Genomic DNA, 12,095 nt, shown 5'->3' on the forward strand with positions numbered 1-12,095 from the left:
AGCATAAAATGCAAAAAAACAGGTCACATCATATTTCAATGATGTGACCTGTTTTATATTAAAGAAAAGCAATTCAATTTAAACATACCTTAGCACTATCTATGTCGTTCATTTACCCATATTTCATTAATCAATCATAGATTAAACAAAATAAATGGATTATTTAACGATATGGTAACCACCATCTACATGGATATTTTCACCAGTTACACCACTTGAAAAATCACTTAATAGATAAGCCGCAGTTTTGCCCACTTCTTCTTGATCTACATTACGTTTTAATGGTGAACGTTCTTCAATTTCTTTTAAGATTGTATTAAAACCGCCTACACCTTTGGCACTCAATGTACGAATAGGTCCAGCAGAAATTGCATTCACACGAATGTTATCTTCACCTAAGTCAAGCGCCAAGTAGCGTACGTTTGCTTCTAAACTGGCTTTCGCCACACCCATCACATTATAGTTTTGAACAGCAAATTCCCCACCTAAATATGTTGTAGCAACAATACTACCACCATTAGGCATAAGTTTTTTAGCCTCACGAGCTACAATAGTTAATGAATATGAACTGATATCTTGAGCTAATAAGAAACCGTCTCTTGATGTATCAATAAATCGGCCACGTAAATCTTCCATATTTGCAAAAGCGATTGAGTGATAAACACCATCGATTGTACCAACTTCATCACCAATTTTAGCAAATCCATCAATAACATCTTCGTCTTTCTGTACATCAATTTGGAAGACATGATGGTCTTTCTGATTTAATTGCGCTAGTAATTTTTCTAATTCATTTTTACTACGTTCTTTTCGATATGTAAAGACTAATTTAGCACCTAGTTCGTCTAATACTTTAGCTACTCCAAAACCAATACTACGTTTATTAGCAATACCCATAATGACAAATGTTTTATTTTCTAAATTCAACATGAAATAATAACTCCTTTAATTAATTTTCATTTCAACTGGGCGAGTTATTCTGATGTGCTGTCGCTTCATTTTGCTCAATCCCAATTCCAATATCCTTTATTTTAACATTGGTTTGATTGTTTAAACAATTTATTTTGCTATCATTATCATATTTAAATACTTTTTTCTCGTTATATTTTCATAAATAAAACAATACAACGATATAAAGCCACAGAAGATCAATCTCACTCTAACCTATCGTTGTATTGTTTATTTAATAATAAAGTTCTAATTCACGTTTCAACTCATCAACATACTCTTTAGATCCAGTAACAATCAAACGGTCTCTGTAACGTAATTGCGTGTCACCATGTGGCACAATTGACTCATTATTTCTAATGATTCGTACAAAGATGATATCCCCATCAAATGGGAAATTACGCAGTTGAATTTGATCATATTGATGATTTAGCATCGCAATTTCATATAATGACGTTTCTACGTTACTTAGTAAATTAAGCATGTTTGGCGTCTCTATTAAACCTTTCAATAAGATCTTATTACTCATATAACTACTGAAGATTTCGATGCCTTGTCTTTGTAAATCTTCATCTTCAGAACTAGATTCAAGCCTACATATTACACGCTTAACGCCATGATTTTTAGCCATCACAGCGACTTTTCTATTAATATCATCATCGTTGGTAGAACAAACTACGATATTCCTAGAAAACAAACCTAAACGCTCTAATAAGTCTTCTTCATAATCTGCAATTTCAATCATAGAAATTGCGTCAGATAACTTACGTTTATCACTTAAATCATTTCTATAATACAATGAAACTTGATAAAGTTGTGAAGATAAATTTTGAGCAATAGGTATCGTTAGTTGGTTCTTACCAATTAGACTCACTTCAATTTGTCTTGTAACTTCATCTGGCATAGGGAACATTTTTTTAAATATAATAGGAACAAAGACACAAGTTATAACTGCACTTAAAATTAAAATACCAGATATTTCAGGTGAAATCGTACCGAGTTCTTCTGCGATTTTTGCTGATGCTATCACTAATGACAGCGTTGACGTCAGTAAAAATGCGGATGAAATTGTTGTTTGCTTATCAAACCATCTACTTATATAAAATACTGGAATGAGTTTAGAAACTAAAAAGGCTAGTATTAAAAAAGGAATGATTAACAACAATGAAGGTTCTTTAATCAAACTAGGAATATTTAAATCTACGCCCACCATTATAAAAAATATTGGAATAAAAAAACCATATCCAAATGAATCTAATTTCTCGACCATGTCTTCATCTGGACTAAGTAAAGAAACTACTACTCCAGCTAAAAAGGCACCTAGTATATTTTCTGCACCGACGCCTTCTGCTAAAGCAACTAATAATAAAATCAATGCAAATACCGCTCTGATACCTATTTGTGTCGTCCCATCCATTAACTTTTGTAAAAATTGGGCTTTTTTGAAAATACCACCCAAAAAGTAAAAAACAAGCGTAAATACGACTAATATGCCAATGAGCCATAGTGATGTATTTCCAGAAGCATGCAGCGCGCCATAGGCTGTTAATAATATCATCGTTACTAAATCAGCCAACACTGCAACGAGCAAGATAAATTGGCCTATTGTAGTACGCATGATGTTCATTTCTTTTAATGTTGGTACAACAACACCTAATGAAATCGTAGAAATAATAATTACCATAAGTAATACATCATCTACCAAACCGAACCATTTAAACATATAAGCGAAAATAATTGAAATAATCATGATAAACATAAATACAACCACAGCTAATTGCAAATGACCCGGTTCTTTCTTTTGGTCTTCTTGATCTTGCGGCGTTTTATTTTTCTTAAATGCTTTAAAATCAATCTCTAAACCACTTAAAAACATTAAAAAGATAAATCCTAAAGTTGATAAAATATTTAACATAGAGTCGCGCTCTACTAAATTTAAGAATGAATGACCAATCACAATACCCATCAGTATTTCAGCTACAACAACAGGTAAAAATGTGATTCTAAGCCGATTAACTAGTATTGGTGTTAAAAATGCCGCTAATACGACAACAACGAGTGATACAAATTCCATATAACCCCCCTTATGTTAAATAAGACATAAATGATGTTGCTAATCCAAAATAAATTAACATACTTACAATATCATTAATCGTTGTAATAAATGGCCCGCTAGCAACTGCAGGATCGATTTTCAGTTTATTCATCACTAATGGAATCATGGAACCGACTAACGTCCCAACTGTCATGGCAATAGTTAAACTAGCGCCTACAATAACTGCTAAGATAGGTTGACCGTATAGTATAATAATTATAATAAATAGTAAAATAGAACAAACTAATCCACTAAAAAATCCGCTTCCTGTTTCTCTTAAAGCCACTTTAAATTTACTTTGTTCATCTATCTCACCGGTGGATATATTTCTTACGGATACGGCAAGTGATTGAGTGCCTGAATTACCAGACATTCCACTAATAATCGGAATAAATGCCGCCAATAGAGCTACTTTAGATAATGTATCCTCAAAAGAACCTAATATTGTCGCGGTGATCATACCTAAAAATGTTAAGATGATTAACCAGGGTAAACGTTTTGTTGCTGTTTTTAATATTGAATCATTCGTAGCATCAACATCTGACACACCCGCTAAGCGTGAGTAATCTTCACTAGCTTCTTCATCCATGACATCTAATATATCATCGATTGTTATAATACCAAGTAAGTGATCTTGATAATCTACAACTGGCATAGCAATAAAGTCATAATCTCGCATTTTTTGTGCAACATCTTCTTGATCATCTGCTGCATTCGCACTGATCACACGTTCACTCATGATATCTTCAATATAAGCATCATTTTCTGCCACAATTAAATCTCTTAATGAAAGTACACCAGCTAATTGCTTATGATCATTGACCGTAAATATGACATATATCGTTTCAGCATTTGGCGCCTGCTCTTTAACGTGCATGAGCGCTTCTTTCACAGGCATCGTTGCTTTTAAAGAAATATATTCCGTCGTCATAATACCGCCGGCAGTATCTTCTTCATAATGTAATAATGCTTTAATTTCCTTAGCATCTTCTTTGTTCATTAATGTAAGTAAGCTAACAATTTTTTGTTTAGAAAGTTGATTCATGATATCTACAGCATTATCATAAGACATCTCTTCTAGTACTTTACTTGCATATGTAGCATCCATGGTATCAAAAAGCGCCTCATAATCTTCTTCGTCAATTTCTAATTGTTCAAAGAAATCAGCGACTTCTTCTGGTGATAACACTTCATATATCCTTTGACGCACTTCCTCATTACTATCTTCAAAGTATTCACTTTGTTCGTATGTGTGCATTGATAAAAATTCGTCTCTAAATTCATCAATATTACTTTGGAATAGTAAACGATCTAGTAACGCTTGATCATATACTTGTTCATCCTCTAAACCGATTGAATCTTTTTCATTGGCCACTTTTCCCACCTCCATGAATGATTAAATTATATCATATTAAATATAGATTCTATCGCGTCATATTTATCATGAATTTCAATTGTTTTATGTGTTATAGGATGTACAAAAGAAACTTGGACGCAACGCAATAATTGATGTTTATAAATAGGATGTGCACCGCCATATAAATCATCCCCAACTAAAGGATGACCGATATGCTGAAAATGTACTCTGATTTGATGCGTTCTACCAGTCAGTAATTGTACTTTACACAAACTATAGTTTGGCAATCGTTGAAGACATTTGTATTGGGTTTGCGCTTGTCTACCATTACTATCTACACGTCTTTGAATAATACTTGATGGCTCTCTTCCAATTGGAGCATCAATCAATGCTGCGTCTTCTACAGCACCATAACAAATACAGTAATAATATTTAGCTAGCGTCGTCTGAGACATCAAATGATGTATAAATCCATGTTTAGCAAAAATTACAATACCTGATGTATTACGATCTAAACGTGTAATCACATGTGGTGTTATTGGAAGGTCCATATCATTAAAATAACCTAACACTTGTTCAACTAAACTACCATGTTTATGGTCTTTAGATGGTGCACAATTTTGAAAAGCGCTTTTCGATACAACAAGTAAATATTCATCCTCATATAATATATTTAATGGCTGTATAAATGGAATTAAATTTGAACTCGGAACCTCTTGACTAAGGTGTACCTCTAATACATCATTCACTACAAGCTGCCGTCTCACTGTAACGGCTTGTCCATTAACTAATAAAGCGCCATTATCTTTAATGGCGCTTATAGTCTTCTTTGAATAATCTTTTTTTTGTAAAAATGTTCTTAGCATTTCAGGAGAAGTAATATGGTACTTAAATTTCATTATTCATCGTCTCCACTAGAAATAAATGAGTCGTGTACCCTTTTCCAAAAAGGAAATGGTCTGAATCTTGCAAATCTCACTCTTTCATTAGCAACTCTAAATTGTATCGCGTTTACATTCTTATGCTTAATACTGACGTGGTCAATCGTGGTTAAAATCGTATCGTGATTAACTGGTGTAATCAAACACGTATGATGTTTCGGTAACACCAATGGTGAACCCACTGTTCTAAAGACTCTATTATTAATAGATGCAATTTCTGCAATTTGCATAGCTTCTAAAGAAGGATGTATTAATGCACCGCCCAACGCTTTATTATATGCCGTAGATCCAGATGGTGTAGATACACATAAACCATCACCTCTGAAACGCTCAAATTGATTGCCTCGAATATTGACATCAACCACTAACGTAGATCCATTTTCAGTTTTCATAGTGGCCTCATTCAAAGCTAAATAACGCGTTTCATAACCATTATCATTATAGCGAATAATGATTTCGAGCAATGGATATTCAATAACCTGGAACTCCGAATTATTAATTTCTATAATTAACTTTTCGACTTCATGTGGCAACCAGTCTGCATAAAAGCCTAGATGGCCAGTATGAACCCCTACAAACGCACAACGCGATAACATATGACTATATTGATGGAAAGCTTGTAATAATGTACCATCACCACCCACTGAAATGACTATTTCTGGATTATCTGCATCCTCAATCATTTGAAAATCTTTCATGTGATTGATCATTTTATGCTTTAATGCATTTGACTTTGAATCGCCTTTAGATAATATCGTATATCGCAAGATGACACCTCCCTAGTCGCTGTCATGCTTCTTCGCACGCTTTTTAGAATAATATTTTTGTGCTTCTTGAATTTCTTCTTTTATTTCAGACATTTCTTCATCTAGCAAAAATGCCGCTTCAGCCGCTCTTTCTAGACGGTGTTGAATCTCTGGTGGATAATCGCCATCATATTTATAACGCAGTGTATGTTCTATAGTTGCCCAAAAATTCATCGCTAGCGTTCTAATTTGAATTTCCGCTAATATTTTCTTTTCCCCATCAAGCGTCTCTATTGGATATTCAATAATAACGTGAAATGAACGATAACCACTCTGTTTCGTATTGCTAATATAATCTCGTTCTTCTACTACTTTAAAATCCTGACGTTGTCTGAGAAGGTTAACCACAATATCAATATCATCAACAAACTGGCACATTAAACGCAATCCGGCAATATCATACATTTCTTCGTGGAGTCTATCAAAAGAAATTTCGCGTTTATTCGCCTTATCAATAATACTAGTCATAGGTTTAACCCTACCAGTAACAAATTCTATTGGAGATGCATTATCGTCTACCTCATATTGTTTTCTAAGTCCCTTTAACTTAACTTTTAGCTCATCCACAGCTTGCTTATAGGGAGATAAAAACTGATCCCATTGATTCATTGTGCCTCACTCCGCTTCACTCTAATTCGAAAGTATCTTCTACAACGGAAACGAACTCTTTACCATAGTTTAAATTACCCTGAATGTTATCCAGTATGTAATTAAATTCACTTTCGAATTGTTCTAGTTCTAAATTATCATTAATTATAATTTTTTTACCTTTGTTTTCATGTAGCATAGACCATGTTTCTTGAACAAATATTAAATATGAATATGATTGTCCATTATCTAAGATATATGCAAAACTATAATTATCACTATCAACAAGCATTTGTCCTGCTTCTTGTAAACCTTCTGTTGATTCTTCTGTATAACATTTTATACTATCATCTGTTATTTTAATTTCATTTACATATATACGCATGCTTGTTCCTCCTTATTCCTCATTATTTTAACATAATTCCAGCGTACATAACACGTTACAAGACTAATGAAATGTCATCAATACTCTAATTTTCAATTAATTTTCAAAATAAAAGCAATTCAATTTGAATTATGTAGAAAGTGCTTTAAAATTAACTATTATATATTTCCAAAGGAGTGTTTGTTTTGGCAACTAACAACGAAATAGAGTTCAAACAATTATTATCTGAAGTACAATATCAAGCAATTTATAGTGCATATTTCCAAGGCAACCATCCTTTCACTCAAACTAACTACTATATAGATACACCTCAGTTTGATTTACGTAATCATAAGTCTGCTTTGAGAATTCGTGTAAAAAACGAAAGTTATGAAATGACCTTAAAAGTTCCATCAAAAATTGGTCTAATGGAATACAATTTTGAAACTCACATCATACCAGCGTTAGACAAAACGATTTCAGAACAAGATTTACCTACAGACATCATCGCGGAACTTTCTAAAATGGATATCGATATGAATAACCTCGTTATATTAGGGGCTTTAACAACCGACCGATTAGAAACAGAAGTTCAAGGTAATTTACTTGTCTTAGACAAAAGCAAGTACTTAGATTATCAAGATTATGAACTAGAATATGAAGTTACTGATTATAATGAAGGGCTAATCAACTTTAAATCTATCTTAAAAAAATTTGATATTACTCATGTGACTCCTGACAACAAAGTACAAAGATTTTTCAAACGTAAATCAAATTTAAATAAAAACTAATTGCGCGCAAGTACGAGAAGTCGAATTACTTCCATATGTAAATATTCATGTTATATTAGTAATACATTAACAAGAATATGGTGATATTATGACGCAAACACCTTACGAAATCATTGGACAAGATGCCTTAAATGAAATGATAGATCATTTTTACGAATTAGTTAAAAACGATGATAGAATCAATCATTTGTTTCCTGGAGATTTTCAAGAAACAAGTAGAAAACAAAAGCAATTTTTGACTCAATTTTTAGGTGGTCCAAATCTTTATTCAGAAGAGCATGGCCATCCAATGTTAAAAAAACGTCACTTAAGTTTTATAATTACAAGTTTTGAACGCGATGCATGGCTAGAAAATATGTATATTGCAATTCAACATGCAAATTTTCCTTTAGGTGTCGGTGATTATTTATACGAAAGATTACGTTTAACAGCGAATCACATGGTTAATTCCGAAAATTAATTGTAGGTGAAATAAACATGACTGAAGAACTAAAATTAATAAATACTAATAGTCGTGAAGATGCAAATCTTTCACCTGTGAGTAAGATTGAAATTTATTCATTTTTCGATCCTTTTAGTAAAGAATGCTTTAAATTATCAGCAATTCTTTCTAAATTACGTATTGAATACAAACAATATATCAGTATAAGGCATATACTCAACCCATCATTACGAGTCTTGACGAAATGCCAAGCTCAAAGTACATCTGATTTAGATAATATTGCTTTATCCTATAAGGCAGCAGAACTTCAAGGCCGTTTACGTGCAGAGCGCTTTATCCACCTTGTGCAAAATGAAATTATACCTAAACGGGACATTATTACGGAATCTATGGTTAATAATTGTATCAGTAATGCGGGTCTAGATTATGAAGTGTTTAAAGAAGACTTGCATAATAATTGTTTGAAAGATAGTTTACAAGTTGATTTGCACATTGCGCGAGAGATGGATATTGAAGAAGCACCCACACTTGTATTCTTTAATGAAGATGTTCATGAAGAAGGATTAAAAGTTGAAGGCTTATACCCATACCATATATATACGTATATCATAAATGAACTTATAGGCACGTCTATTGAAAAAGAATTACCGCCTAGTTTAGAGAGCTATATTCAACAACAACAGCTTGTTACTAAAGAAGAGTTGCTAACTATTTATGAATGGCCTGAAAAAGTTATGAATAAAGAACTTAAAAAATTAGCATTACAACAAAAAATTGAAAAGCTTCAATCTCCAGACGGTAAATTTTGGAAATCTAAAATTTGAATACTTGGAGATTTACTATTGTAGGTATTTCACTAAACAAAAGCTGTTAAGAAATCATTAGGACTAATGATTTCTTAACAGCTTTTTGTTTTTCATTATGAATCAATGACTTATATCATTTCTCACTATATGATAGATGCTCTTAATACTTTTATCACTGCTTATTTTGCAAATACAGCAAAACGTTTTTGAATATATGTTCCATTAATCGCTTCATCTACCACAGCCTTTGCAAAGTCTGCATAGCTTACGCTAGTTCCAATAACTTTATCATCACTCACTTTATAATCACCGGTTTTCTCGCCTTCAAATTGGAAGTCTGGAGCCGGACTTACAAATGTCCAATTGACATCATCACGCTGTTTTATTTCTTCAAGTGTTTTCGTTTGAGCTTGTGCCGTAGGTTTAAATTGTTCAGGGAAATCTGGTGTATCTACTAATTTTATTGTGTGTGCATCATCTACAAATAAACTGCCAGCACCACCAATAATTAGTAATCGTTGATTCGTTCCACTGACTAAATCACTTAAGTGTTTCAATGTCTTACTATGCTCATCTAGTTTATTTACGTCGGCTTGTCCATACGCATCCACAATCACATCGAAAGGTGCTAAATCTGCTTTAGTTAAATCGAATATATCTTTTTGAACTACTTGTGAGGCAATAGTTTTGTTTTTACCTCTCACAATTGCTGTTACATCTAGATTTCTTTCTACTGCTTCTTTAGTGATTAAGCTTCCTGCTTTACCATTCGCTGCTACAACTGCAATTTTCATAATAAATAACCTCTTCCTTGTATTTATTTTAGATACAAGTTGAGTTTACAACTTTCTTTACCTAAAGTCAACTGAATAGATATTCATTGTTGGTGATTGGTGTGATACAACTAAAAAAAGGCATAAAAAAAACGCCGTGTCTGATTACACGGCGCTAAACAAAGGGGATGGGAGAAATTTTTTCACTTCAAACAAAGGGGTATGTTTGTTATGTGATTAATTTCATGTTTATAATATAACACGCTCATATGCCCCTTTCAACCTTTAAGTTCAAATAAATATGCTTTGTCACAAACTTGTCATATTGTAAACGAATACATCAACACTAAGCTTTCATAAGTTTTTCAAAAGCGTCTAATTTTTGCTCGAATACCTGACAAGCTTGTTCAATTGGTTCGGGTGTCGTCATATCCACGCCCGCATTTTTAAGTATTTCTATTGGATAATTTGAGCTACCTTTTTTCAAGAATTCATTAATATATCTTTCCACAGCAGGTTGTCCCTCTGTTAAAATTTGTTGACTTAAACTTTGTGCCGCACTATATCCAGTTGCATATTGATACACATAATAATTCATATAGAAATGAGGGATTCTTGACCACTCTTTACTAATATCTTCATCTGTTTCTACTGAATCACCAAAATACTTTCTATTTAATTCAGCATATTCTTCATTCATGCGGTTGGCAGTAAGTGGCTCCCCTGCTTCCTCAATTTGATGAATCTTGTGTTCAAATTCTGCAAACATTGTTTGTCTAAATAATGTTGCACGGAAACGTTCTAGCTCTTGGTTAAGTAATAATAATCTACGATCATCGTCCAAGTGTTTATCCATGTAATCACTTAATAACGCTTCATTACACGTAGAAGCTACTTCTGCTACAAAGATTGTATAGTCGCTTGAGTTTGGCGGCTGGTTTTGACGACTAAAATAGCTATGCGCTGAATGACCAAATTCATGTACTAATGTATATAAATCTGATACTGTATTCGACCAGTTCAATAATATAAATGGATTTGTTAAATGTGCACCTGAAGAATATCCTCCAGAGCGTTTACCTTTATTTTCATAAACATCAACCCAGCGATTATTCAGTCCTTCATCAACAACCTTCATGTATTCTTCTCCCATTGGTTGTAGTGCTTTGACCATCCAATCTTTGGCTTCTTCATATGGCATTTCAAATTTCACATCTTTAACTAAAGGTGTATACAAGTCATACATCTTCATATCATCTAAGCCTAACAATTCTTTACGTAATTCAGTATAACGATGTAATAAAGGTAAATAGTCATGAACTGTTTTCACTAAATTATCATATACTGCTTCTGGAATATGATTTCTACTTAATGCAGCTTCTCTCGCAGTATTATAATTATGGGATTTTGCATTAAATACATTCTTTTTAACTTCTCCTGCTAAAGTAGCACTTAATGTATTATTATACGCACCATAAGCTTTATATAAATTTTCAAAAGCTGATTTTCTTAAAATACGATCGTCAGATTCTAAACATTTAATAAACGTACCTTGTGTCAGCGCATGATGGTTGCCATCTTTATCTATCGCGTCTTCGAATTCTAAGTCTGCATTACTAAACATGCCATATACATTATCTGCTGTAGATAATGCATCTTGTGCTTCAGTTAATAATTTTTCTTTATCCGCACTTAGTACATGTGGACGCTTCTCATTAATTAATTTTAAATCAAAGGCATAACGTTTCAAATCATCGTTCGTTTCAATAAATTGTTGGATGGTACTTTCTTCAATTTGTAAAATTTCTGGTACTAAAAAGCTCCAACCTGAACTAAATTTAATGATGAGTTGATGTGCACGTGATTCATAGCCCGTATATTTATCATTAGCTGTATCTTGATCTTGTTTTAAGTGTGCATACACATAGACTTTTTCTAATTTTGAACCTAATTCATCTTCTAAAGCTAATGCATTATATAATGTTTGTGCATTATCACCTAAATGACCTTGAAACTGTTGCTCTTGTCCTAATTCGTTTTCTACTTCTTTAAAAGCAGCTTCAAAAGCTTCATCATTTTCAAATATAGTAGTTAGATCCCATGTATATTCTGGATATTTACGTTCTTGTTCTTCTCTTGTTAATTGTTGACTCATAATAATTAGTAAACCTCCTAATAAATTCC

12 protein-coding genes are annotated in these 12,095 nt (G+C 32.8%); 3 read left to right on the plus strand and 9 right to left on the minus strand.

Annotated elements, in window-relative coordinates:
• Positions 1 to 159 precede the first annotated feature (159 nt).
• The 7 genes from fabI to QMO72_RS09570 form a co-directional block, all read right to left on the minus strand.
• Entirely contained in the window at positions 160 to 930 is a 771-nt protein-coding gene (fabI, locus tag QMO72_RS09540; RefSeq protein ID WP_103266210.1) for an enoyl-ACP reductase FabI, read from the minus strand.
• A 253-nt stretch (positions 931 to 1,183) separates the two neighbouring features.
• Positions 1,184 to 3,022 carry a monovalent cation:proton antiporter family protein gene (locus QMO72_RS09545; RefSeq protein WP_103266211.1) on the minus strand — a complete coding sequence of 613 codons (1,839 nt, stop codon included), beginning with the start codon at positions 3,020 to 3,022 and terminating at the stop codon, positions 1,184 to 1,186.
• A gap of 10 nt (positions 3,023 to 3,032) precedes the next feature.
• Positions 3,033 to 4,418 (minus strand): magnesium transporter, encoded by a 1,386-nt coding sequence (gene mgtE, locus QMO72_RS09550; protein ID WP_241966312.1) that lies wholly within the window; start codon positions 4,416 to 4,418, stop codon positions 3,033 to 3,035.
• A 26-nt stretch (positions 4,419 to 4,444) separates the two neighbouring features.
• Positions 4,445 to 5,299, minus strand: a complete 855-nt coding sequence (locus tag QMO72_RS09555; RefSeq protein WP_103266213.1) for an RluA family pseudouridine synthase — start codon at positions 5,297 to 5,299, stop codon at positions 4,445 to 4,447.
• Positions 5,299 to 6,108, minus strand: coding sequence for an NAD kinase (locus QMO72_RS09560; RefSeq protein ID WP_046837371.1), 810 nt, complete (start codon positions 6,106 to 6,108; stop codon positions 5,299 to 5,301). Before QMO72_RS09560 ends, QMO72_RS09555 begins: the two co-directional genes overlap by 1 nt.
• Positions 6,109 to 6,120: 12 nt before the next feature.
• Positions 6,121 to 6,756, minus strand: a complete 636-nt coding sequence (gene yjbM, locus QMO72_RS09565) for a GTP diphosphokinase (RefSeq protein ID WP_046837370.1) — start codon at positions 6,754 to 6,756, stop codon at positions 6,121 to 6,123.
• Between the two features lie 16 nt (positions 6,757 to 6,772).
• Positions 6,773 to 7,120: a UPF0738 family protein gene (locus QMO72_RS09570; RefSeq protein ID WP_046837369.1), complete on the minus strand. Its 348-nt coding sequence runs from the start codon at positions 7,118 to 7,120 to the stop codon at positions 6,773 to 6,775.
• 185 nt (positions 7,121 to 7,305) lie between these two features.
• On the opposite strand from QMO72_RS09570, the gene QMO72_RS09575 reads away from it, so the two are divergent.
• The 3 genes from QMO72_RS09575 (at position 7,306) to yjbH (ending at position 9,156) form a co-directional block, all read left to right on the plus strand.
• A complete protein-coding gene (locus QMO72_RS09575) occupies positions 7,306 to 7,890 on the plus strand; it encodes a CYTH domain-containing protein (protein ID WP_103266214.1) in 585 nt (194 codons plus the stop codon).
• An 88-nt stretch (positions 7,891 to 7,978) separates the two neighbouring features.
• A complete protein-coding gene (locus QMO72_RS09580) occupies positions 7,979 to 8,350 on the plus strand; it encodes a truncated hemoglobin YjbI (RefSeq protein WP_069823372.1) in 372 nt (123 codons plus the stop codon).
• Between the two features lie 17 nt (positions 8,351 to 8,367).
• Positions 8,368 to 9,156: a protease adaptor protein YjbH gene (gene yjbH, locus QMO72_RS09585; protein WP_046837366.1), complete on the plus strand. Its 789-nt coding sequence runs from the start codon at positions 8,368 to 8,370 to the stop codon at positions 9,154 to 9,156.
• 161 nt (positions 9,157 to 9,317) lie between these two features.
• Here the strand turns inward: yjbH and QMO72_RS09590 are convergent, their stop codons facing one another.
• Both QMO72_RS09590 and pepF read right to left on the minus strand, forming a co-directional pair.
• On the minus strand, positions 9,318 to 9,932 hold the full coding sequence (locus QMO72_RS09590) for an NAD(P)-dependent oxidoreductase (RefSeq protein WP_103266215.1): 615 nt from the start codon (positions 9,930 to 9,932) through the stop codon (positions 9,318 to 9,320).
• 325 nt (positions 9,933 to 10,257) lie between these two features.
• Positions 10,258 to 12,066 carry an oligoendopeptidase F gene (gene pepF / locus QMO72_RS09595; RefSeq protein ID WP_069823370.1) on the minus strand — a complete coding sequence of 603 codons (1,809 nt, stop codon included), beginning with the start codon at positions 12,064 to 12,066 and terminating at the stop codon, positions 10,258 to 10,260.
• Positions 12,067 to 12,095: the final 29 nt, after the last annotated feature.

The sequence above is a fragment of the Staphylococcus casei genome, from assembly GCF_030294405.1.
Taxonomy (GTDB): Bacteria; Bacillota; Bacilli; order Staphylococcales; family Staphylococcaceae; genus Staphylococcus; species Staphylococcus succinus.

Coding starts and splice junctions, on each gene's coding strand:
- fabI (WP_103266210.1), bottom strand. CDS start 930: ATGTTGAATTTAGAAAATAAAACATTTGTCATTATGGGTATTGCTAAT.
- QMO72_RS09545 (WP_103266211.1), bottom strand. CDS start 3,022: ATGGAATTTGTATCACTCGTTGTTGTCGTATTAGCGGCATTTTTAACA.
- QMO72_RS09555 (WP_103266213.1), bottom strand. CDS start 5,299: ATGAAATTTAAGTACCATATTACTTCTCCTGAAATGCTAAGAACATTT.
- yjbM (WP_046837370.1), bottom strand. CDS start 6,756: ATGAATCAATGGGATCAGTTTTTATCTCCCTATAAGCAAGCTGTGGAT.
- QMO72_RS09570 (WP_046837369.1), bottom strand. CDS start 7,120: ATGCGTATATATGTAAATGAAATTAAAATAACAGATGATAGTATAAAA.
- QMO72_RS09580 (WP_069823372.1), top strand. CDS start 7,979: ATGACGCAAACACCTTACGAAATCATTGGACAAGATGCCTTAAATGAA.
- yjbH (WP_046837366.1), top strand. CDS start 8,368: ATGACTGAAGAACTAAAATTAATAAATACTAATAGTCGTGAAGATGCA.
- QMO72_RS09590 (WP_103266215.1), bottom strand. CDS start 9,932: ATGAAAATTGCAGTTGTAGCAGCGAATGGTAAAGCAGGAAGCTTAATC.
- pepF (WP_069823370.1), bottom strand. CDS start 12,066: ATGAGTCAACAATTAACAAGAGAAGAACAAGAACGTAAATATCCAGAA.